This window comes from Kitasatospora sp. NPDC058046, from assembly GCF_042885595.1.
Taxonomy (GTDB): Bacteria; Actinomycetota; Actinomycetes; order Streptomycetales; family Streptomycetaceae; genus Kitasatospora.
Genome location: NZ_JBHVRS010000004.1, coordinates 259057 through 280494, shown reverse-complemented (window position 1 = coordinate 280494; position 21438 = coordinate 259057). Strand labels below are relative to the sequence as shown.

The following is a 21438-nucleotide window of genomic DNA, read 5'->3' as shown; positions in this document are numbered from 1 at the left end:
TCGGGTGTGGGCCGGTTGGCTCACACCCGTCCGGCTGACAGGCGTCCGTCGAAGGCGATGTCGAAGGCGTTCAGGGCTCCGAGCCAGCGGTTGCTCCAGCGTTGGCGGCCTCGTCCGGTGGGGTCGAGGGCGAGGGTGGCCAGGTAGAGGCGTTTCAGGGCGGCCTGCTCGTTCGGGAAGTGGCCGCAGGCGCTGGCGGCCCGGCGGTAGCGGGAGTTGAGGCTCTCGATGGCGTTGGTGGTGCAGATGATCTTCCGGATCTCGGTGTCGAAGCCGAGGAAGGGGACCATCTCGGGCCAGGCTCTCTCCCACAGTCGCACCACCGCCGGGTAGTTCGCCTCCCAAGCGGCCGTGAACTCGGCGAAGCGGTCCAGGGCCGCGGCCTCGCCTGGTGCGGTGTAGACGGGTTTGAGGTCTCGGGCCACCGCTGCCCAGTCCCGCTTGGCGGTGTAGCGGAAGGAGTTCCGCAGGAGGTGGACGATGCAGGTCTGGACCACGGTCTGCGGCCAGACCTGGGCGACGGCGTCGGGCAGTCCGGTCAGGCCGTCGCAGACCAGGATCAGGCAGTCCTTGACGCCTCTGTTCCTGATCTCGGTCAGGACGGACTGCCAGTACTTCGCGCCCTCGCCGCCGCCGGTGGTCCACAGGCCCAGGATGTCGCGGTAGCCGTCGGCGGTGACGCCCAGGACCACGTAGACGGGCCGGTTGGCGACCTGCCCGTCGCGGACCTTGATGTTCACGGCGTCGACGAACAGGACCGGGTATACCTCGTCCAACGGACGGCTTCGCCAGTCGGCCATGCCCTCCAGGGTCCGGTCGGTGATCGTGGAGACGGTCTCCTTGCTGGTGGTCATGCCGTAGACCTCGGCCAGGTGAGCGACGATCTCACCCGAGGTCAGGCCCTTCGCGGTGAGCGAGACGACCAGGTTGTCCAGACCCTCGGTGCGACGCGAATGCCTCGGCACCACCTTGGGCTCAAAAGTCCCGGCCCGGTCCCGCGGGACCTCGACGGTGACCGGGCCGGCCTCGGTCATCACCGTCTTCGAGCGGTAGCCGTTGCGGGCGTTGCCGCCCTTGCGGGAGCTACGGCCCGACCCGGCGGTGCCGGCCAGGTGCTCGTCCATCTCGGCTTCCAGCGCCTCCTGGAGCAGGTGCCGGGTCAGCTGCTGCAGCAGTCCGCCCTCGCCCAGCAGCTGCATCCCGCCGGCCCTGGCCTGCTCGGCCGCCAGCTCGGCGACCGACGCCACCACATCCGACCCGCCGGTGTTCTTCCTCGGACCCATGTCCAAGGCATCGGCCGATCCCTGCCCCGACGAAACCGATCCGTCAGGACCCGACTCGATCCGGTGATCCGACAGCGAGCTCATCAGCGACTCCCTTGAGCAGGGTGTCCACCGAAATTCTGATACTCCCGCCGTCGTTGCGATGCCGTGTTGGGTGCAGAGTGTGTGGATGCGGGTGGGGCGGCGGCTTGGTCTGGTGGTGGTGTCGAAGTGGGCGCCGAGTCGGCGGATGTTGACGGCCATGCCGATGAGGACGTTCTGGAGGTGGGTTTTGGCGAGGCCTCGGTAGCGGGATCGTCGCAGGCCGGGGCCTCGGACCGCTTGTGAGACGGTGCCCTCGATGCCGGCGCGGGCCCGGTAGGCCTCGCGCCATCGGGGGGTGTCCTGTTCGGCCTGCATCCGTGTCCGGGCGGTATGGATCGGTTCGGGATGGATCTCCAGGACCCGGCCGAGGTGAGGGGCGCCGGTGGTGCACTGGGCGCGGATCGGGCAGGGGCGGCAGTCCGCGCGGGAGAAGGCGACGCGGATCAGGCCGTCCTTCTTCGGCCGCATGGAGATGCTGGTGGCCCCGGCGGGGCAGTGGGTGACGCCGCTGTGCCAGTCGACGTGGAAGTCCTTGGGGGTGAACGTGCCGCCCCGGGCGCCCCGGCCGGTCTGGACCGTGACGGGGGCGACAAGGGAGATGCCGCGTTCCAGGGACGCGCCGATGCCGGGCCCGCTGGGGTAGCCGGAGTCGAGCAGGTGCTCGCCGGGTTTCAGGTCCCGGGCGATGAGTTTGTCCTGGACGGGGGTGGTGGCGCTGACGTCGGGTTCGGTGGCGGGGGTGGTGTGGACGTCGGTGACCACGTGCGGCAGGCCCTCGTCGCAGGACTCGGTCAGGTGGCCCTTGGAACCGGTCCATTCCATGCGTGCGGCGCCGGGCGCGCCTTTGGTGCTGTAGCGGGCGTCAGGGTCGTGGGGTGAGCGCACGCGCTGTGCGGAGGGCGGCAGTTCCTCGGTGCCCCGGTAGCGCAGTCGGCCGGTGGCGGTGGCCTCGAAGTGCTGGTCCCACAGCTCGCGCAGGATTCTGACCTGCGGGAGGCCGTTCATCCGCACGGCGTCGGGGTCCGTGTCGATGGCGGCGATCAGGCTCTGCCCGTCGGCGCCGATCTGCTCGGCGAGCTTGAGGGCGGAGGCGCCTCTGCGGCGCAGGAGCCTGCCGGTCTCGACCTTGCGGCCGTAGCGTTCGTCCCAGCCGGGCCCGAGCAGCGGCACGACCAGGCCCGGGTCGGTGCGGGCTATCTCCTCCAGGGCCGCGCGCAGGGCCTCGCCCAGGCACTCGACGCGGTTCAGTGCGCGCACGCAGGCCAGGACGTGGGTGGAGTCGGTGCGCTGACGGCCGCCGGCCCGCACCAGGCCGGCGGCCTTCAGACGTTCCAGCATCAGCGAGAGCAGGGCATCCGCCCGGTTCCCGGCCGCCAGGCGGGCCCGGAACTCGCACAGCACGCTGGCATCGAAACCGGTGTACTCCAGCTCCAGTCCCAGCGCGTACTTCCAGGAGATCCGGTCGGCCACCGCCACCGCGGCGTCCCGGTCGGAGAGGTTGTGCAGGAACTGCAGGACCGTGACCATCGCCAGCAGGGCCGGCGAGATCCCGGGCCGTCCCAGGTCCGCGTACATCTCCTCGAACTCACCCGTGGTGAAGTCCTCATCGCTGAACAACGGACCCAGCGCGTCCCGAACCCGCATCTCGTCCGTCCCCCGCGGATGGACCCGGCGAGCCAGCGCCACCGTCTCCGCCGGAATCCCCGACACACCACCAGGACGCAACACGACCCACCCCCACAGACAGCCAACCCACCCCGACCGGCACACACTTACCGTCCCACGCCCAACCCAACCGACTTCGCCAGCAGAGTCGCCCGCCCGACTTCCTGCGCAGCCGCACACGACACCCCTTCTGCGGAGAAATCTGTAGACCGGTCGCCATATTCGCCACACGGGAACCGGGGGTAGCCCGCGCGAGAAGTCGGCCCGGCCGACTTCCTGTGCGCTATCGAGCCGGCCAGGTCGAGGTCCACCAGGCGCGGCATAGGAAGTCGGCGGAGTCGACTTCTCGTGCGCAGAGGGGCGAGGCCGGCGGCGATCTATGTAGTCCGACCGTCATATCCCTCGCGCGTGCATTGGACGGGCTCGCATGAGAAGTCGGCTGGGCCGACTTCTTGCGCGCTTACGAGCCGGTTGGGCCTGGCTGTGCCCAGAACTATGTAGACCGGCCGTCATATTTTCCCAGATCCTGCACAGGAAGTCGGCGGGGCCGACTTTTCGTGCGCAGGGTGGGGTGCGGGTCGGCAGGATCTGTAGACCGGTCTGCATATTCCTCCCGGAGGGTGCATGGAAGGTCGGGCTGATCGACTTCTCGTGTGCGGAGGGGTGGGGGCGGCGGCAGGCTATGTGGCCTGGTCTTCACCCGCGTTGGAGGAACTCGCGCGAGAAGTCGGCTGGGCCGACTTCCTGTGCGCTTTCGGGCTGGCCGGGCCTGGGTGTGCCTGGGGCCAGGTAGGCCGGCCGTCGTATTTGTCCGGGTTCTGCATAGGAAGTCGGCGGGGTCGACTTTTCGTGCGCGGGGGAGGTGTGGGGCGTCCCCCAGGGGTGCATGGAAGGTCGGGCTGATCGACTTCTCGTGCGCAGAGGGGTGGGGTCGGCGGCAGAGGGAGCTACGCCAGAAGTCGGCGGGGTCGATTTCTCGTGCAGGGGGTGTGGGGCAGCAAGGGTGTGCAGGCCGGTCGTCGCATTCGTCGCAGGGGATGCGTGAGAAGTCGGCCGGGCCGACTTCCTGTGCGGGGCGGGGAGTCGGTGGGGCGTAGGGTCGCGGGTCGGGCAGGGTCGGGGTCGGGGAGGGCCGGATGATTTCGCGGGCGCAGGCGGTGGAGGCGGGGCAGCGGTGGATCAACGGGGATCTGCCGCAGGGGGCCGGGGTGGTGCGGCGGGTGTGCACCCATGAGTTCGAGCTCGGCTGGGTGGTGTGGGCGGAGCCCGCCCGGGTGGTGGTCGACCCGCGGACGGGGGAGCGGCGGGCGCCCGAGGAGGTGGGGGCGGCCTGCGCCGTGGTGGACCGGGAGAGCGGGCGGTTCACGGTGTGGCCCTCGGTGCCGGTGGACGAAGTGGTGGGGCTGTACCGGGACTTCGTCGGCGCGGGCGGCTACGACCCGACCCTCCAGCCGGCGACCGGCCGGGGTGCCCGGGCCGAGCTGACCTACCGGGACGGCACCGGCGAGGAGCGGTCGCTGGCCCTGCGGTCCGCGGCGGGCCTGCCGCACCCGGCGCTGCGCGGCTGGTGGTGGCTGCGCGAGCAGGGCGTCGCCGCCGAGGACGTGCTGGCCGTCCGGACCGACCTGCGGCCGAGCGCCCTGCCCGGCGGCTACTGGTCGTACGCGCTGGCCGCCGAACTGCCGGACGTCCGGCTCGACTTCGAGCTTCCGTACGGCCCGCGCTTCGACCACCGAGCGGCCGCCGTACGGGCGCTGCCCGCGCCGCCGGACGGTCCGGCCCGCAACCGGGTGCCCTTCCCCCGCGCGGTGCGCGACGCGTCCGGCGCTCCCGGTGCATCCGGTGAGCCCGACGCCGCGCTCGCCGCCCGGCTCGCGGAGCGGTTCGGCCCGGCGGGTGTCCAGCGCTTCGAGCCGGCCGACGTCGCCCGCGCCGAACTGCCCGGGGACGCGGCCGCGCTGCTGCTGGCGGTGGGCGTCCCGGTGGCCGTGCCGGGGTTCTTCGCGCTGCACCACCCGGGCGCGGAGGCGATCGCCGACGGCACCCGCCAGGGCACCGTCCTGCCCCCGCTCGCCGCGCACCTGGCCGGACTCGGCCGCGGCACCCGGGTGGCCGAGCGGGAGCGCCTGGCGCTCGCCGGGCAGCTGGTGCTGGGGACGGACGGCTGGGCGCTGCTGGCCCTCGACCCGGTGGACGGTGCCGTCCGGGCGGTGGACCCGGACTACGCGACCGCCCGCCACTGCAACGCGGACCTGCGCGCCTTCGTCCGCTGCCTGGAGGTGTTCGCCGGCTGGTGGCCGGCCCTGCGCGGGCTCGACCCGGTGGCCGCGGGCGGGGCGGTGGATGCCCTGCAGCGCGCGCTGGCGGCCGTGGACGGCACGGTCTTCGCCGACCCGGAGAACTGGTGGGCCGTCATCGTCGAGCAGCTGTGGGACGGCCTCCTCTGACGGACGGCGGGCCGCCGGAAGACCGGCCCGCCCACCGGCCCGCCCACCGGCCCGCGGACCGGCCCGCCCACCGGCCCGCGGACCGGCCCGCGGACCGGTTCCGGACCGGCGCGAATACCGTCGCACCCCCTCTCACCAGGGCCCGGATCGCGTAGCGTGGAGAGTTATGCGACTCGGTGTGCTCGACGTAGGTTCCAACACGGTCCACTTCCTCGTGGTGGACGCCCATCCGGGCGCTGCTCCGCTGCCCGCGTACTCGCACAAGGCCGAGCTGCGTCTGGCGGAGCTGCTGGACGAGGGCGGCGCGATAAGCGAGGCCGGGGTCGAGCGGCTGGTCGGCCACGTCGCGTCCTCGCTGCGGGTCGCCGAGGACAAGGGCGTCGTCGACATCCTCCCGTTCGCGACCTCCGCCGTGCGCGAGGCCGCCAACGGCGAGGAGGTGCTGCGCCGGGTGGCCGCCGAGACCGGCGTCGAGCTGCGCGTGCTCTCCGGGCAGGACGAGGCCCGGCTCACCTTCCTGGCCGTCCGCCGCTGGTTCGGCTGGTCCTCGGGCCGGCTGCTCAACCTGGACATCGGTGGCGGTTCGCTGGAGATCGCCTGCGGTCTGGACGAGCAGCCGGACGTCGCCTGCTCGCTGCCGCTGGGCGCCGGCCGGCTGACCGCCCGCTGGCTGCCGGGGGACGTCGCCGACCCGGAGGGGCTGCGCGAGCTGAGACGCCACATCCGGGCCGAGCTCGCCACCGTGGTCGGCGAGATCACCCGGCTCGGCCCGGCCCGGCACGCGGTCGCCACCTCCAAGACCTTCAAGCAGCTGGCCCGGATGACCGGCGCCGCCCCCGCCGACGCCGGTCCGTACACCGACCGCCGGCTCACCCGCAGCGGGCTGGCCGCCTGGCTGCCCCGGCTGTCGGCGATGACCGTCGCCGAGCGCGCCCGGATCCCCGGCGTCTCCGAGGGCCGGGCCAAGCAGCTGCTGGCCGGCGCGCTGGTCGCCGACGCCGCGATGGACCTGTTCGGGCTGGAGGAGCTGGACGTCTGCCCGTGGGCGCTGCGCGAGGGCATCATCCTGCGCCGCCTGGACACCATGGACAGCCCGGCCGACCGCCGCCGCCCGGCGCTCACCCCGTAAGCCGGGCGCGCACCCCGGGGCGCGCAACCGGGCGGTCGCCCGGACAGTCGTCCGGACCCGTCCCGACCGACCGCCGACCGACCGCCCCGGGGCAACGTGCCGATGGTCACTGCGCCGGTCGTCCCGCCCCGTTCGCCGCGTGCTCCGCTTACGCTGTCTCCCGTGGTGCAACCAGCGGGCGAGGACGGAACGCAGGAGGACCGCACTCCCGGGAGCGGGCAGTCGCGGCCGGACGGCCCGCGCCGCAGGCTCGGCAAGGCGGTCACGGGCGCCACCGCCGCCCAGGCCGCCAAACAGGCCTCGAAGGCGGTCAAGGCCGCCCAGCGCACCGCGAAGACCGCCGCGGCGAAGACCAGCGCGGCGAAGACGGCGCGAACGGCGAAGACGGCGAAGACGCCCACCGCGAAGCAGCCCGCCCCGAAGACGAAGCAGCCCGCCGCCAAGGCCGCCCCGAAGGAGACCCGCACCGCCCGGGCCGCCGGCGCCGCCAAGGCCGCTGTCCAGTCCGTCCGCTCGGTCAAGGCCGCCAAGCGGGACGCCGCCCGCCCGCCGCTGCTGCGCACCACCGACCGGCTGGTGCTGCCCCGGCACCCGGCCCTGCACATCCCGGACACCAAGGTGGCGCTGTCCACCGCCTCGGTGTACCCGGCGAGCACCGCCGTCGCCTTCGAGCTGGCCGCCAAGCTCGGCTACGACGGGGTCGAGGTGATGGTCTGGAACGACCCGGTCAGCCAGGACATCGACGCCCTGCGCCGGCTCTCCGACGCCCACCGGCTGCCCATCCTGGCCGTGCACGCGCCCTGCCTGCTGATCACCCAGCGGGTGTGGAGCACCGACCCGTGGACCAAGCTGGTCCGGGCCCGGGCGGCGGCCGAGAAGCTCGGCGCGAGCGCCGTGGTCGTCCACCCGCCGTTCCGCTGGCAGCGCCAGTACGCCCGGGAGTTCGTCGAGGGGATCCACCGGATGGCGGGCGAGACCGACGTCCGCTTCGCCGTCGAGAACATGTACCCGTGGCGCTACCGCGACCGCGAGATGCTCGCGTACGCCCCCGGCTGGGACGTCACCGACGAGGAGTACCGGCACTTCACCATCGACCTCTCGCACGCGGCCACCTCCCGGATCGACACCTTCGCCATGGTCGAGCGGATGGGCGACCGGCTCGCCCACGTCCACCTGGCCGACGGCAGCGGCTCCGGCAAGGACGAGCACCTGATCCCCGGCCGCGGCAAGCAGCCCTGCGCCGAGCTGCTGGAGCACCTCGCCCGGACCGGCTTCGACGGCCACGTGGTGCTGGAGGTCAACACCCGCCGCTCGGCCTCCCCCGCCGAACGCGAGGCCGACCTGGCCGAGGCCCTCGCTTTTACCCGCTTGCACCTGGCCACCCCCTCGCGCGTACGCTGAGCCGTCCGGTCCGTCCGGGCGTCAACTGCCGTACGAAGGGGGACGCATGACGGAGAGTCGGAACTACCGCGAGGCCGCCGCGAGCTTCGGCGGGGTCGCCGCCGAGTACGAGCAGGGCCGCCCCGGCTATCCCGACGAGCTGTTCGACGCGCTGGAGCGGCTCTGGGGCCGCGGCCTCGCCGGTGCCCGGGTCCTGGACGTCGGCGCCGGGACGGGCATCGCCACCCGGCTGCTGGCCGCGCGCGGTGCGGAGGTCGTCGCCGTCGAGCCCAGCCCCGGCATGGCCGCCCGGTTCCTGGCCTCCTCGCCGGGCCTGCCGCTGGTCCGGGGCACCGGCGACGACCTGCCCTTCCACGACGGGTCCGTCGACCTGGTCGCCTACGCCCAGGCCTTCCACTGGACGTACCCCGAGAAGTCCGTCCCCGAGGCGGTCCGGGTGCTGCGGCCCGGGGGCGCCGTCGCCGCCTGGTGGAACGTGTACGACGAGACCGTGCCGTGGATCCGGGCCAGGAGCGAGCGGATGGCCGCCGCCCTCCCCGGCCGCTTCCACGGCTACGGCGGGATCAGCGGCCACGTCGGGCACTTCGCCCCGGCCGGCCTCGCGGTCGAACGGACGGCACTGCGCTGGGAGCGGCGGGTCACCGTCGAGCACGTGCTCACCGACCTCACCTCCCGCTCCTACCTGGCCTCGCTCAGCCCCGAGGAGCGCGCGCCGGTGCTGGCCGCCGAACGGGAGGCCATGGTCGCCGCGTTCCCGGACGGCGTCGTGGTCGAGCCGTTCAGTCTGGACCTCACCGTGGCCGTCAAGCCCGGCTGACGCCCGGAGCCCGCCCGCACCGCCGCCTGCCCGCACCGCCGTCCGCCCGCATCGCTGCCTGCCCGCACCGCGTCCCCGCCTGCCCGCATCGCGGACGGACCGTCCGCCGGCCGGACGGCGGGCGTAGGCTCGGTACCCACAGCGGCCCCCGAACCCTCCCAGCAGCGGGGTGCCCGCGAGAGCCCCGAAGGAGTGGAGCACAGTGCCCGAGCTGAGGTCCCGTACGGTCACCCACGGTCGCAACATGGCAGGCGCCCGGGCGCTTCTCCGGGCGGCCGGCGTAGCCCGCGAGGACTTCGGCAAGCCGATCATCGCGGTGGCCAACTCCTTCACCGAGTTCGTCCCCGGGCACACCCACCTCCAGCCGGTCGGCCGGATCGTCTCCGAGGCGATCAAGCAGGCGGGCGGCATCCCGCGCGAGTTCAACACCATCGCCGTGGACGACGGCATCGCGATGGGCCACGGCGGCATGCTCTACTCGCTGCCCTCGCGCGACCTGATCGCCGACTCGGTCGAGTACATGGTCAACGCGCACTGCGCCGACGCCCTGATCTGCATCTCCAACTGCGACAAGATCACCCCGGGCATGCTGATGGCGGCGCTGCGCCTGAACATCCCGACCGTCTTCGTCTCCGGCGGCCCGATGGAGGCCGGCAAGGCCACCCTGGTCGACGGCACCGTGCGCAAGCTCGACCTGGTCGACGCGATCTCCCAGGCGGTCAACGAGAACGTCTCCGACGAGGACATCGCGATCATCGAGGAGAACGCCTGCCCCACCTGCGGCTCGTGCTCCGGCATGTTCACCGCCAACTCGATGAACTGCCTGACCGAGGCGATCGGCCTCTCGCTGCCGGGCAACGGCTCGGTGCTCGCCACCCACACCGCCCGCCGGGCCCTGTACGAGCGGGCCGGGCAGAACGTCGTCGAGATCGCGAACCGCTACTACGGCGGTGACGACGCCTCGGTGCTGCCCCGGGCGATCGCCACCCGCGCCGCCTTCGAGAACGCCATGGCCCTCGACATCGCCATGGGCGGCTCGACCAACACCATCCTGCACCTGCTCGCCGCCGCCCAGGAGGCCGAGCTGGACTTCGACATGCGGGCCATCGACGCGATCTCCCGCAAGGTGCCCTGCCTGTCCAAGGTCGCGCCGAACGGCTCGTACTACATGGAGGACGTGCACCGGGCCGGCGGCATCCCGGCCATCCTCGGCGAGCTGTACCGGGCCGGGCTGCTCAACGAGGACGTCCACACCGTGCACGCCGACTCGCTCGCCGAGTGGCTCAAGACCTGGGACGTGCGCGGCGGTTCGCCGTCCGCCGAGGCCGTCGAGCTGTGGCACGCCGCCCCCGGCTGCGTCCGCTCCGCCGAGGCCTTCTCGCAGTCCGAGCGCTGGGAGTCGCTGGACACCGACTCGGCCAAGGGCTGCATCCGCAGCGCCGAGCACGCCTACTCGGTCGAGGGCGGCCTGGCCGTGCTGTACGGCAACCTCGCCGAGGACGGCTGCATCGTGAAGACCGCCGGCGTGGACGAGTCGATCTGGACCTTCAGCGGCCCGGCCGTCGTGGTCGAGTCCCAGGAGGACGCGGTCGAGGCGATCCTCGCCAAGCGGGTCAAGGAGGGCGACGTCGTCGTCATCCGCTACGAGGGCCCCAGGGGCGGCCCGGGCATGCAGGAGATGCTCTACCCGACCTCCTTCCTGAAGGGCCGGGGCCTGGGCAAGGCCTGCGCGCTGGTCACCGACGGCCGCTTCTCCGGCGGCACCTCGGGCCTGTCCATCGGCCACGCCTCCCCGGAGGCGGCCTCCGGCGGCACCATCGCGCTGGTCGAGGACGGCGACACCATCGCCATCGACATCCCCGGCCGCCGGATCTCCCTGGAGGTCCCGGACGAGGTGCTGGCCGAGCGCCGCCGCGTCCTGGAGGCCACGGGCGGCTACCGGCCGAAGAACCGCGAGCGCCAGGTCAGCCAGGCCCTGCGGGCCTACGCCGCGATGGCCACCTCCGCCGACAAGGGCGCCGTCCGCGACGTGTCCAAGCTCGGCTGAGCCCGAGGCGAACACCGGGCCGCACGGAACCGGAACACCGGGCCCGCACGGAAGCGGAACACCGGGCCCGCAGGGAACCGGAACACCGGGCCCGCACCGAACGAGGAGGAGCCGTCCCACCGGCCGGGACGGCTCCTCCGCCGTGTGCGGCGGTCGGGTGATAATCGACGGCGTGAGCGAGCAGCCCCCCACCCCCGCCCCCACTCCCGCCGGCGCCCCCGAGCCGGAGCCGATCCGCTTCTTCGGCACGTCCTGGCTCAACCGGGACAACGGCTACTGGCCGCGCCGGGTCGGCGTCTCGGTCGGTGCCCTGGCCGCGACCGCCGCCGCCGTGCTGGTGCTGCGCTTCGGCATCGAGGGCATCGCGCTCTCCGAGGACGGCACCTTCCTCAACGGGCTGCTGACCGCCGCCATCGCGGTCTGCTCGATGATGGCCGTACGGCGCACCTGGAAGGTGCTCACCGAGGGCCGGGACCAGCTGACCGGCTGGATGGCCGAGGACAAGTCGCTCGGCGCGGTCTGGCTGATCGGCGGGGCCGGCAGCCTGGCCGCCTACTTCGTCCGCAGCCTGGTCGAGGCCCCCGGCGAGGCGGTCCGGCGGGCCGCCCACGAGCGGGCCGTCGCCCAGTACGAGAAGCGCCAGGCGGGCCGCGGCCGCCGGCCCGACACCAAGGCGCCGGGCCGGGCCAAGCGCAAGCGCTGACGTCGGTCAGGTCCGGCTGGCGGAGCCGCAGTTCCCGGTGCCCGGCGGCACCCGGTCCCGGTCGTACGGGTCCGCGGTCGGCCCGGTCGGTACCGGGCCGGGCCGGGTGGACCGGTCGAACTCCGGGTGCAGGAAGCCGTCGTAGCGGCCGCAGGTGCTGTTGCCGAAGCTCTCCACGGTCTCGTCGATCGCGAGCTTCCCCGGATCGACCTGGTACTTGGCCGGGTCGTAGAAGTGGAAGGTGTCCACCTGCCGGACGATGGTCCGGACCGTCTCCGCGAGGTCCGCGGAGCCGTTCGCCGAGGCCGCCTGGTCGGCCGTCTTCGGGCCGGGGCGCAGCGCGTACACGTAGCTGACGTCGGCCCGCATCAGGACGCCGTTCTCCCCGTCGGCCGTGACGTCGATCCGGCCCCGCACCTTGACCACGTCGGTGGCCGGGACGGCCTCCCGCGGGTCGAAGCGGGTGAACCAGGCGGTGGGGTCACTGGTCGCCGAGGGGTGGTCCAGCGACGCGGCCGCGGCCTCCCGGGTGCGGCCGTCGAGCATCGCCAGCGCGGCGTCCGGGCGGCCGCCGGACACCACCTTCGGGTCCAGGTGGGCCGCCGCCAGGTAGGCCCGCACCGACTGCAGCCGGGCGGCCACCTCGTCGGCACCGAACGCGCCGGTGGCCCGGGGGGTCTTCGGCAGTTCGATCCCGTCCGTGCCGGCGGCCCAGTCCTCGGCGGGGGAGCCGGCCCACGGGTGGTCGGGGGTCGGCTGCCGTCCGTCGCGCTCCGCCGCCGGGCTCGCGGAGACCGGGTGGTCGGAGGCGTAGCCGAAGTGGGTGGAGTACCAGAGCTTCAGCCCGTCGATGTTCAGTGCCACGAGCAGCACGGCGACGGTCAGCAGGACGTAGAGCGGCGTGCGCCACTCCAGGCGGCGGCGCGGACGCGGGTCGCCCCACGCGTCGACCGCCCGCGCCGGGCGAACGGGCTTGCGGACGGGCTTGCGGCGGAAGCGGCGCCCGCGCGCCGGGGGGCCGTCGTTGACCGAGCGGCGGCCGCCCGGATCGACCGGCGGGGTGTGCTTCCACCGGGCGGACAGCATGCGGGTGCGCCCGCTCTGCTCCTTGACGGTGGCGCTGCGGACGAACTCCTCGTCCAGGACGAGGTCGGCGAACGGGTCCTTCCGGCCCGCCCCGGACGGGTCGGACCCGTTCGGCTCGTCGCCCCCGGCGGGGCGCGGTTCCGGTTCTTCGGCGATCGGCATCGCGCCAGTATGCCGACGGGGTCTGACGATCCGTCGATCGGGGGCACACCGTGTGGTGAACACCTGTGCGTCGTCCGCGGGACGGGTGCCGTTCGTCCGGAAGCGCGCCGGTGCGGGCGCCCGCTCAGTCCTTGCCGCGGGCCTGCTTGACCGAGCCGACCACCCCGGCGATCGCCAGCAGCAGGCCGGCCGGCAGCAGCGAGATGAAGAAGGCGCCGAACAGGCCTTCGTCGCCGAGGAACAGCTGGGCCAGCGTGTTCAGGACCAGCAGCCCGCCGGCGGCCGGCAGCGCCGACTGCCACGGGTGGTCGTTCGCCCAGCGGCGCAGCCTCCGGTCGGTGGTGTCGCGCCGCAGCCGGCCGCCGACGGTGCCGACCAGGAAGAAGAAGAACAGGCCCCAGCCGGCCGGTGAGGCCAGCATGCTCAGCGACCAGTCCCCGGTGATCGCATCGATCCCCAGGGCCGTCGCCCCCACCACCGCACCGACCCCCGCGGCGGTCCGCCACGGGCCCACGGTCGCCGAGGCGACGGCGAGTTGCCGGTTCTCACGTCGGGACATTTCGTCGTGTGCCATGGCTCCACGGTGCGCCCGCGGGAGCCGGGAGGCCATAGGGGAAACCCCCGAGATTTCTCCCTAGGGGCCTGTCCTCCGCCAGGCGGCCGGGTGGGCGGCGACCACGGAGCGGACGGTCCCCGCGCGGGCGGCGACCACGGAGCCGATGGTCCCCGCGCGGGCCGCGACCACGGAGCGGACGGTCCCCGCGCGGGCCGCCGGGCGGTGCGAGGATGGCGGCAGTACCGAGGCAAGGAGCGGGAGCGGACCATGGGCAGCAGCGGAGCACACGGACAGAAGATCGCCTTCCTGGGCACCGGCAAGATCGGCGAGGCCCTGCTCTCCGGTCTGCTGCGGGCCGGCAAGGACCCGGCCGACGTCCTGGTGACCGCCCGCCGTCCCGAGCGGGCGGCCGAACTCGCCGACCGCTACGGCGTGGTGGCCGTCTCCAACGCCGAGGCCGCCAAGCTCGCCGACACCCTGATCCTCGCGGTCAAGCCGCAGGACATGGGCGCCCTGCTGGAGGAGCTGGCCCCGCACGTCGGCGCGGACCGGCTGGTGATCTCGGCCGCGGCCGGCGTTCCCACCGCCTGGTTCGAGGAGCGGCTCGCGGCGGGCACCCCGGTGGTCCGGGTGATGCCCAACACCCCGGTCCTGGTGGACGAGGGGATGAGCGTCATCTCGGCGGGCTCGCACGCGGGCGAGGAGCACCTGGCGCGGGCCGAGGAGATCTTCAGCTCGGTCGGCAAGGCGCTGCGGCTGCCCGAGTCGCAGCAGGACGCGGCCACCGCGCTGTCCGGCTCCGGGCCGGCCTACTTCTACTTCCTGGTGGAGGCGATGACCGACGCCGGCATCCTGCTCGGGCTGCCCCGGCAGGTGGCGCACGACCTGATCGTGCAGTCCGCGATCGGCGCCTCGGTGATGCTGCGGGACTCCGGCGAGCACCCGGTGAAGCTGCGCGAGGCGGTCACCTCCCCGGCCGGCACGACCATCGCGGCGATCCGCGAGCTGGAGAACCACGGGGTGCGGGCCGCCCTGCTCGGCGCCCTGGAGGCGGCCCGGGACCGCTCCCGGGAACTGGCCTCGGGCGGGAAATGACCGCTGCGCGACCCCTCCCGTAATCGCGGCGCACCCCCTACGCTCTCGCCAACATCGTCCTACCGGCCGGTAGCGCGGTTCGTGTGGAGTCCGCCTGGAGGTCCGCTTGAGTGCCGCCCCGCCCGTGGTCCCGCCCGTTCCGCCCGCCGCGTCGCCGCCCCCGGTGGCGCCCGGTCTGCGCACCGGGCGGGCCGCGCTCGCCGCCGCCTTCCTGCTCCAGGGCGTCACCTTCGCCCTGCTGGTCACCTGCATCCCGGAGATCCAGCACCGGTACGGGCTGAGCGACGGGCTGCTGCCGGTCTTCCTGGCCGCGGTGCCGGTGCTGGCCGGGGTCGGGTCGATCGCCTCCGAGCGGCTGGTGAAGCGCACCGGCGCGCGGGCCGTGCTGCGGGTGGTCCAGCCCGCCGTCTGCCTGAGCCTGGCGGCCGCCGGACTGGGCGGGGCACTGTGGCAACTCGCCCTGGCGCTGGGCGCGTTCGGGCTGCTGGTGGGTGCGCTGGACGCCAGTATGAACATGCTCGGGGTGGGGCTCCAGCACCGCTACGGCCGCTCGATCATGATCGGCTTCCACGCCGCGTTCAGCCTCGGCGGCATCCTCGGCGCGGCCCTCGCGGGCCTCGGCTCGCACTACGACCTCGGGCTGCCGCTGCTGTTCGGCACGGCCGCGGCGGTGATCGCCCCGCTCGCCCTGCTGGCCGGCGCCTTCTTCGCCGGTCCGGCCGAACTCGGCGACGCCGTCCGGGAGGCCGCCGAGGCCGCCGCCCGGTCCGTCCCCTGGCGTCCGCTGCTGCCGCTCTGCCTGGCGATGGCCTTCGCGTACATCGCGGACTCCTCGGTCTCCAACTACAGCGTCAAGTACCTCACCGACGGGCTGGGCAGCCGGGAGGACCTCGCCAAGCTCTCCTACCTGGGCTACATGGTCGCGATGCTGCTCGGCCGGGCCATGGGCGACCGCGCGGTGCAGCGCTTCGGCGCCGTCCCGGTGGTCCGCGTCGGTGCCGCGCTGGCCGCGCTCGGCTTCGGCCTCGCCGCGGTCGCGCCCGCCGCCTGGGCGGGCATCGCCGGCTTCACCGTGCTGGGCTTCGGCATCTGCGCGATCATCCCGCAGGTGTTCGCGGCCGGCGGCCGGCTCTTCCCGGCCGACTCGGACGCCGCGGTGGCCCGGCTCAACCTCTTCAACTACGTGGGCTTCCTGGTCGGTTCGCCGCTGGTCGGGGCGATCGCGGACGCGAGCTCGTACCGCTGGGCGCTGCTCGCCCCGATGCTGCTGGTGCTCGCCGTCCTGCCGCTGGCCGACCGCTTCGCCCCGGCGCCGGCGCAGGCGCAGGCGGTGGCCCCCGCCGCCGGGTGACGGCGGGGGCGGTCGGCGGGGCGGGGGTCAGCTGATCACGGTCTGCAGGCCGGGCATGCCGTCGAGGAAGGGGCCGCTCCTGGTCTTGACGACCGGGTAGCCGTACTCGGCGTAGACGTACGGGGCCCAGTTCAGTGTGTACGACCCGGTCCAGGGCGGTGTGGAGGTGATCTTGACGGTGGCCGTGACGGTGCGGGTGGCGCCCGGCGCGATCGGCACCGTGGGATGGAAGTTGACGGAGTTGCCGCCGAACACGCAGTCCACCTGGTCCCCGCCGCAGCCGGTGAAGGTGAACGCGCCGGTCAGCTGGTTGGAGGGGAAGCTCGGCCCGATCCACTCGTACGCGAAGGTGATGGGGGCGGATTCGGTGTTGGTGAGGGAGAGGGTCAGGGTCAGTTCATCGCCCGGTGCCGCCGTCTTCTTGTCGACGGAGGCCGAGACGCCGGTGATCACGCCGTCGTCGCGGGTGGTGGCGGAGGCCGGCTGGGCGGCGAAGATCAGGCCAAGTCCCAGTACCGTGGCGAGAATTACCCCGACGCGTTGCACGCTGAATGGCTTCATGGCGGATGAGAATAGGGAGTTGTGAAGGCCGCGTCTGCGGCTCCTTCACGCCATCTTCAACCGTTGCCGGAAAGCCCTTGCCCCCGCCGTCGGGTGACGGCGGGGGCGTTCGACGGGACGGGGGTCAGCTGATCACGGTCTGGAGCGAGGGCACCCCGAAGGTCCAGGTCTGGTCCTTGGCGGTACCGGTGGTGCCCACCTGGCCGAACTCGTAGTAGACGTACGGCGCCCAGTTCAGCGTGTACGGGGCGGTGCCCCACGCCGGGGTGTCGGTGATCTTGACGGTGAGCGTGACGCTCTTCGTCGCGCCGGGTGCGATCGGCGCGTTGAAGTGGAAGTTGGCGCTGTTCCCGGTGAACGCGCAGTCGGAGGTGTCACCGGTGCAGCCGGTGATGGTGAACGCTCCGGCCTGCGTGTTGGCCGGCCAGGTCGGCTGGACGGCCTCGTAGGCGAAGTAGATGGGACTGTTCTCACTGTTGGTGAGCGACAGCGTCAGGGTCAGCTGGTCTCCCGCCTTCGCCGTCGACTTGTCGACCGCGAAGGTGGCGCCGCTGACCGCGGCGGAGGCCGGCTGGGCGGCAAAGAACACGCCAAAACCCAGTATTGCAGCGAGAATTACCCCAAGGCGTTGCACGCTGAATGGCTTCATGGCGGAGAGGATATGGAGTCGCAAAGCTTTTGTCTGCACCGCCTCAACACCCGCCTCCACAGTCGCCCCACAACTTCCGTAGTTTCATCGCGCACCTGCCGCCCGGCCGTCCCCACGAGCGCCGCCCCGGCGCGCCCTGACGGCGGCCCGGCCACCGCCACCCGCTACGGTGGAGGCCATGCCCGAAGCCGAGCGTGACACCCCCTGCGGCCTGCACCTCTTCTGGGACGAGGCCGTCACCGCCTACGACTTCGGCCCCGGCCACCCGATGGACCCGACCCGGCTGGCCCTCACCATGCGCCTGGTCGAGGCCCTCGGACTGGACACCGGCCCCGGGGTGACCGTCCGCTCCGCGCCGCCCGCCGGAGACTCCACCCTCCGGCTGGTGCACACCCGGGAGTACGTCGAGGCGGTCCGGAACGCCGCCGCCCACCCCGACCGCTCCGACCCGCTGCACGGACTCGGCACCGACGACAACTGGTCCTTCCCGGCGATCCACTCGGCCTCCGCGCTGATCGCCGGCCAGTCGGTGGCCGCCGCCGAGGCGGTCTGGCGCGGCGAGACCCCGCACGCCGTCAACTTCGCCGGCGGACTGCACCACGCGATGCCCGGCAAGGCCTCCGGCTTCTGCGTCTACAACGACCCGGCGCTGGCCATCGCCCGGCTGCTCGAACTCGGCGCCGAGCGGGTCGCCTACGTCGACGTGGACGTCCACCACGGCGACGGCGTCCAGGCGGCCTTCTGGAACGACCCCCGGGTGCTCACCGTCTCGCTGCACGAGCACCCCGCCACGCTCTTCCCGCAGAGCGGCTGGTCGATCGAGACCGGCGGCGAGGACGCCCCCGGCTCCGCCGCCAACCTGCCGCTGCCCGCGGGCACCGGCGACGCGGGCTGGCTGCGCGCCTTCCACGCCCTGGTGCCCGAACTGCTCGACGCCTTCCGGCCGCAGGTCCTGGTCACCCAGCACGGCGCCGACACCCACCTGGAGGACCCGCTCGCCCACCTCGCCGTCACCGTGGACGCCCAGCGGCTGATCGCCGAGGCGCTGCACGACCTCGCCCACCAGCACGCCGGCGGCCGCTGGGTGGCCACCGGCGGGGGCGGCTACGCGGTGGTGGACGTCGTCCCGCGCACCTGGACCCACCTGGTCGCCACCGCCGCCGCCCGGCCCGTCGACCCGGCCACCGAGACCCCCGAGTCCTGGCGCGCCGAGGTCTACCGCCGCACCCGCCGCCCGGCCCCGCTGCGGATGACCGACGGCGCCCGCCCGGCCTGGCGCGACTTCGACTCGGGTTACGATCCGGCCGACCGACTCGATCAGGCCATCCTCGCCACCCGCCGCGCGGTGTTCCCCCACCACGGACTGCTGGCCTGAACCCGCCGTCCCGGAAGTGCCCAGCCCGGGAGGTGCGTACGCCGGGCGGTGCCATCCGCAGAGCGGCGACGTACTGCAACCGTCCTATCTCCCACCGTACGAGGACTGCACTTCCCCTCTTCCCACTGGTACCACCCATAACTACTCTGGGGATACACGTGTGCCGGTGGAGTCACCGGAGGGGAAGCCGGTGCCTTGCACACGGGTAAGGGTCGGGTGATGGTCATGAGTTCCGTCGAGCGCCCCCTTCAGGAAGTCGTCTTCCTGACCGTGGCGGAGGTCGCCGCGGTCATGCGGGTGTCCAAGATGACGGTGTACCGGCTGGTGCACAGCGGAGAGCTGCCGGCCATCCGGGTCGGACGGTCCTTCCGGGTGCCCCAGCAGGCGGTGCACGAGTACCTCAAGGAGTCCTACGTGCGGCTCGAGAGCGCGTAGCGGCGGCGCGCGGGTGCGGGTCCACGACCGTTGGACCCGCCCCCGTTCGCCGTGGATTTCCCGCGAGTTTCCCGGTCCCGGGGAACACGATTACGGCCTTCGCACCATCGACGGTAGGCTAGGCCCTCACGTCAGTCGTATGGACTCCGTCTCTCACGGGCGAGAGTCTCAGTGAGCGAGGGTTGTTCCGTGGGCTCTGTCATCAAGAAGCGTCGCAAGCGTATGGCCAAGAAGAAGCACCGCAAGCTTCTGAAGCGGACTCGCGTTCAGCGTCGTAACAAGAAGTAAGCGGCCCCGGCCGCGCCTAGCGCGCCCAGCGCTTCCACCGCCCGTCCAGGCCCGTCGTGGCCTGGGCGGGCGGTGTCGTTTCACGGCCCCGCGGGGCGGCGCGGTACGGTGCACGCAGGCCGCTCGGGCCGAGGGAACGGGGGTGCAGCACCGTGGGCGTGGTCGTGCTCGTCACCGGCGTGGCGCGCCGGCTCGGTGCCCGCTTCGCCGCCGAGGTCCGCCGCCGGCCGGGCGTCGACCTGGTGGTCGGCGTGGATGTGCAGCCGCCCCGGCTGCCGCCCGAGGAGCCGTCCGGCCCGGCCGCCCCGTACCGCTTCCACCAGCTCGACCTGCGCCGTCCGGCGCTCTCCCGGGTGCTCGCCGAGCACCGGGTGGACACCGTGGTGCACCTCAGTGTCAGCGCCACCGGCCTGGGCTCCACCAACCGCTCCGCGGTGAAGGAGTCCAACGTGATCGGCACCATGCAGCTGCTCGGCGCCTGCCAGAAGGCCCCCGGGGTGCGCCGGCTGGTGGTGAAGTCCACCACCGGCGTCTACGGCTCCGCGCCCCGCGACCCGGCGGTGTTCAGCGAGCGGATGCAGCCCAAGGACCCGCCCGGCGGCGGCTTCGCCAAGGACGCGGCGGAGGTCGAGGGCTACGTCCGCGGCTTCGCCCGGCGCCGCCCGGACGTCGCGGTGACGGTGCTGCGCTTCGCCAACATCGTCGGCCCGAACGCGGACACGCCGCTCAGCGAGTACTTCGCGCTGCCCGTGCTGCCGACCGTGCTCGGCTACGACCCGCGGCTGCAGTTCGTGCACGAGGACGACGCCGTCGCGGTGCTCTGCCGGGCCGCCGACGAGCCCGTGCCGGGCACCGTCAACACCGGGACCTTCAACGTGGCGGGGGAGGGCGTCCTGCTGCTCTCCCAGTGCGCCCGCCGGCTCGGCCGGCCCACCCTGCCGCTGCTGCTGCCCGCGGTCAGCTGGATGGCGGTGCTGGCCCGGCAGACCCGGCTGGTGGACGTCTCGCCCGAGCAGCTGCGGCTGCTCACCCACGGCCGGGTGGTGGACACCGCGCGGCTGCGCGACACCTTTGGCTACCGTCCGGCGTTCAGTACTCCGGAGGCCTTCGCCGACTTCGCCGCCGCCGGAGGGCCGGGCCTGCTGCCGCCCGAGCGGCTGGCCGCCGTCACCGACCGGCTGACCGCCCTGCTCGGCCCGGAAGCGGCCGGGCCCGCCGGGCCGGGCGCCGGTCCGGACGCCGTACCGAACCGCCCCCGCCGACCGAGGAGCTGAACCCGCGATGAGTGCCGCAGCCGAGAACGCGCCGGGCGAGGCCAAGGTCATCCCGATCGAGACGGCCCCCAGCTGGACGTCGCCCGAGGGGCCGAATCCGGCCGACCGGCTCGCCGAGGCCGTCGGCGGGGCGCTGGCCGGCCCGCTCGGCCCGGTCGCCACCCGGCTGTTCGGCAAGGGCTGGGAGGGCCGCGCCGCCGAGCGGCTGGCCTTCCTGCGCCGCCGGGTGACCGGCGACTACGAGGTGGACGAGTTCGGCTTCGACCGGGAGCTCACCGAGGAGGTGCTGCTCTCGCTGCTGCGCCCGCTGGCCGAGAAGTACTTCCGGATCGACGTCCAGGGCGCGGAGCACATCCCGGCCGAGGGCGGCGCGCTGATCGTCGCCAACCACTCCGGGACGATCCCGCTCGACGCCCTGATGACCCAGGTGGCCGTCCACGACCACCACCCCGCCCGGCGGCACCTGCGGATGCTCGCCGCGGACCTGGTCTTCGTGCTGCCCGGCGTCAACGAGCTGGCCCGCAAGGCCGGCCACACCCTGGCCTGCAACGAGGACGCCCAGGCCCTGCTGGAGCGCGGCGAACTGGTCGGGGTCTGGCCGGAGGGCTTCAAGGGCATCGGCAAGCCGTTCTCCGAGCGCTACAAGCTCCAGCGGTTCGGCCGCGGCGGCTTCGTCTCCTCGGCGCTGCGGGCGCGGGTGCCGATCGTGCCCTGCTCGATCGTCGGGGCGGAGGAGACCTACCCGATGATCGGCAACGTGAAGACGCTGGCCCGGCTGCTGGGCCTGCCGTACGTGCCGATCACCCCGACCTTCCCGTGGCTGGGCCCGCTCGGGGCGCTGCCGCTGCCGACCAAGTGGACGATCCGCTTCGGCGAGCCGATCGCCACCGACACCTACCCGGTGGAGGCGGCGGACGACCCGATGCTGGTCTTCGACCTGGCCGACGAGGTGCGCGAGACCATCCAGCACACCCTCTACGAGCTGTTGGTGCAGCGGCGTTCGGTGTTCTTCTAGGAGAACCCGAGGGAT

General features: G+C 73.3%; 18 protein-coding genes and 1 pseudogene. 13 read left to right on the top strand and 6 right to left on the bottom strand.

The window, feature by feature from the left end; genetic code table 11:
- Positions 1-20: 20 nt before the first annotated feature.
- A complete protein-coding gene (locus tag ACFVU7_RS11105) occupies positions 21-1283 on the bottom strand; it encodes an IS256 family transposase (protein ID WP_388045000.1) in 1263 nt (420 codons plus the stop codon).
- Between the two features lie 231 nt (positions 1284-1514).
- Positions 1515-3011, bottom strand: a pseudogene (locus ACFVU7_RS11100) (IS1182 family transposase); the annotation flags it as partial.
- Between the two features lie 1157 nt (positions 3012-4168).
- On the opposite strand from ACFVU7_RS11100, the gene ACFVU7_RS11095 reads away from it, so the two are divergent.
- The 6 genes from ACFVU7_RS11095 (at position 4169) to ACFVU7_RS11070 (ending at position 11576) form a co-directional block, all read left to right on the top strand.
- Positions 4169-5479 carry an SUKH-4 family immunity protein gene (locus ACFVU7_RS11095; protein ID WP_380782982.1) on the top strand — a complete coding sequence of 437 codons (1311 nt, stop codon included), beginning with the start codon at positions 4169-4171 and terminating at the stop codon, positions 5477-5479.
- A 166-nt stretch (positions 5480-5645) separates the two neighbouring features.
- Entirely contained in the window at positions 5646-6608 is a 963-nt protein-coding gene (locus ACFVU7_RS11090; RefSeq protein ID WP_117488326.1) for a Ppx/GppA phosphatase family protein, read from the top strand.
- Between the two features lie 573 nt (positions 6609-7181).
- A complete protein-coding gene (locus ACFVU7_RS11085) occupies positions 7182-8009 on the top strand; it encodes a sugar phosphate isomerase/epimerase (protein ID WP_079272395.1) in 828 nt (275 codons plus the stop codon).
- 46 nt (positions 8010-8055) lie between these two features.
- Positions 8056-8826 carry a class I SAM-dependent methyltransferase gene (locus tag ACFVU7_RS11080; RefSeq protein WP_375877599.1) on the top strand — a complete coding sequence of 257 codons (771 nt, stop codon included), beginning with the start codon at positions 8056-8058 and terminating at the stop codon, positions 8824-8826.
- Positions 8827-9028: 202 nt separating this feature from the next.
- Positions 9029-10873, top strand: a complete 1845-nt coding sequence (gene ilvD / locus ACFVU7_RS11075; RefSeq protein WP_049652202.1) for a dihydroxy-acid dehydratase — start codon at positions 9029-9031, stop codon at positions 10871-10873.
- A 172-nt stretch (positions 10874-11045) separates the two neighbouring features.
- On the top strand, positions 11046-11576 hold the full coding sequence (locus ACFVU7_RS11070; protein WP_107418827.1) for a hypothetical protein: 531 nt from the start codon (positions 11046-11048) through the stop codon (positions 11574-11576).
- A gap of 6 nt (positions 11577-11582) precedes the next feature.
- Here the strand turns inward: ACFVU7_RS11070 and ACFVU7_RS11065 are convergent, their stop codons facing one another.
- Complete coding sequence (locus tag ACFVU7_RS11065; protein WP_388044912.1) at positions 11583-12824, bottom strand: hypothetical protein; 1242 nt, start codon at positions 12822-12824, stop codon at positions 11583-11585.
- Positions 12825-12948: 124 nt separating this feature from the next.
- Positions 12949-13398, bottom strand: a complete 450-nt coding sequence (locus ACFVU7_RS11060; RefSeq protein ID WP_143204615.1) for a hypothetical protein — start codon at positions 13396-13398, stop codon at positions 12949-12951.
- Between the two features lie 249 nt (positions 13399-13647).
- Here ACFVU7_RS11060 and proC point away from each other — a divergent pair, with 249 nt between their 5' ends.
- Together proC and ACFVU7_RS11050 are read left to right on the top strand one after the other, a co-directional pair.
- Positions 13648-14475 (top strand): pyrroline-5-carboxylate reductase, encoded by an 828-nt coding sequence (proC, locus tag ACFVU7_RS11055; RefSeq protein WP_049652199.1) that lies wholly within the window; start codon positions 13648-13650, stop codon positions 14473-14475.
- A 175-nt stretch (positions 14476-14650) separates the two neighbouring features.
- Entirely contained in the window at positions 14651-15826 is a 1176-nt protein-coding gene (locus ACFVU7_RS11050) for an MFS transporter (protein WP_388044999.1), read from the top strand.
- A gap of 27 nt (positions 15827-15853) precedes the next feature.
- On the opposite strand, the gene ACFVU7_RS11045 is transcribed toward ACFVU7_RS11050, so the two are convergent.
- The gene (locus ACFVU7_RS11045) at positions 15854-16387 is read right to left on the bottom strand and encodes a hypothetical protein (RefSeq protein ID WP_380739280.1); all 534 of its coding nucleotides are present in this window, start codon (positions 16385-16387) and stop codon (positions 15854-15856) included.
- Between the two features lie 124 nt (positions 16388-16511).
- Positions 16512-16976: a hypothetical protein gene (locus ACFVU7_RS11040; protein WP_388044911.1), complete on the bottom strand. Its 465-nt coding sequence runs from the start codon at positions 16974-16976 to the stop codon at positions 16512-16514.
- Between the two features lie 238 nt (positions 16977-17214).
- Between ACFVU7_RS11040 and ACFVU7_RS11035 the strand changes: the two genes are divergently transcribed.
- The 5 genes from ACFVU7_RS11035 to ACFVU7_RS11015 all read left to right on the top strand — a co-directional run bounded on the left by ACFVU7_RS11035 (position 17215) and on the right by ACFVU7_RS11015 (position 21423).
- On the top strand, positions 17215-18411 hold the full coding sequence (locus ACFVU7_RS11035; protein WP_049652196.1) for an acetoin utilization protein AcuC: 1197 nt from the start codon (positions 17215-17217) through the stop codon (positions 18409-18411).
- Positions 18412-18636: 225 nt separating this feature from the next.
- Positions 18637-18846, top strand: a complete 210-nt coding sequence (locus ACFVU7_RS11030) for a helix-turn-helix domain-containing protein (RefSeq protein ID WP_045699258.1) — start codon at positions 18637-18639, stop codon at positions 18844-18846.
- A 189-nt stretch (positions 18847-19035) separates the two neighbouring features.
- Positions 19036-19134, top strand: coding sequence for a 30S ribosomal protein bS22 (locus ACFVU7_RS11025; RefSeq protein WP_003948845.1), 99 nt, complete (start codon positions 19036-19038; stop codon positions 19132-19134).
- Positions 19135-19286: 152 nt separating this feature from the next.
- On the top strand, positions 19287-20408 hold the full coding sequence (locus ACFVU7_RS11020; RefSeq protein ID WP_388044910.1) for an NAD-dependent epimerase/dehydratase family protein: 1122 nt from the start codon (positions 19287-19289) through the stop codon (positions 20406-20408).
- Positions 20409-20415: 7 nt separating this feature from the next.
- Positions 20416-21423: a lysophospholipid acyltransferase family protein gene (locus ACFVU7_RS11015; protein ID WP_380739282.1), complete on the top strand. Its 1008-nt coding sequence runs from the start codon at positions 20416-20418 to the stop codon at positions 21421-21423.
- Positions 21424-21438: the final 15 nt, after the last annotated feature.

Bases quoted from the DNA above. Each gene is read 5' to 3' on its own strand.
- ACFVU7_RS11105 (WP_388045000.1), bottom strand. From the start codon at position 1,283: ATGGGTCCGAGGAAGAACACCGGCGGGTCGGATGTGGTGGCGTCGGTC.
- ACFVU7_RS11095 (WP_380782982.1), top strand. From the start codon at position 4,169: ATGATTTCGCGGGCGCAGGCGGTGGAGGCGGGGCAGCGGTGGATCAAC.
- ACFVU7_RS11090 (WP_117488326.1), top strand. From the start codon at position 5,646: ATGCGACTCGGTGTGCTCGACGTAGGTTCCAACACGGTCCACTTCCTC.
- ACFVU7_RS11080 (WP_375877599.1), top strand. From the start codon at position 8,056: ATGACGGAGAGTCGGAACTACCGCGAGGCCGCCGCGAGCTTCGGCGGG.
- ACFVU7_RS11065 (WP_388044912.1), bottom strand. From the start codon at position 12,824: ATGCCGATCGCCGAAGAACCGGAACCGCGCCCCGCCGGGGGCGACGAG.
- ACFVU7_RS11060 (WP_143204615.1), bottom strand. From the start codon at position 13,398: ATGGCACACGACGAAATGTCCCGACGTGAGAACCGGCAACTCGCCGTC.
- proC (WP_049652199.1), top strand. From the start codon at position 13,648: ATGGGCAGCAGCGGAGCACACGGACAGAAGATCGCCTTCCTGGGCACC.
- ACFVU7_RS11045 (WP_380739280.1), bottom strand. From the start codon at position 16,387: ATGAAGCCATTCAGCGTGCAACGCGTCGGGGTAATTCTCGCCACGGTA.
- ACFVU7_RS11035 (WP_049652196.1), top strand. From the start codon at position 17,215: ATGCCCGAAGCCGAGCGTGACACCCCCTGCGGCCTGCACCTCTTCTGG.
- ACFVU7_RS11030 (WP_045699258.1), top strand. From the start codon at position 18,637: ATGAGTTCCGTCGAGCGCCCCCTTCAGGAAGTCGTCTTCCTGACCGTG.
- ACFVU7_RS11015 (WP_380739282.1), top strand. From the start codon at position 20,416: ATGAGTGCCGCAGCCGAGAACGCGCCGGGCGAGGCCAAGGTCATCCCG.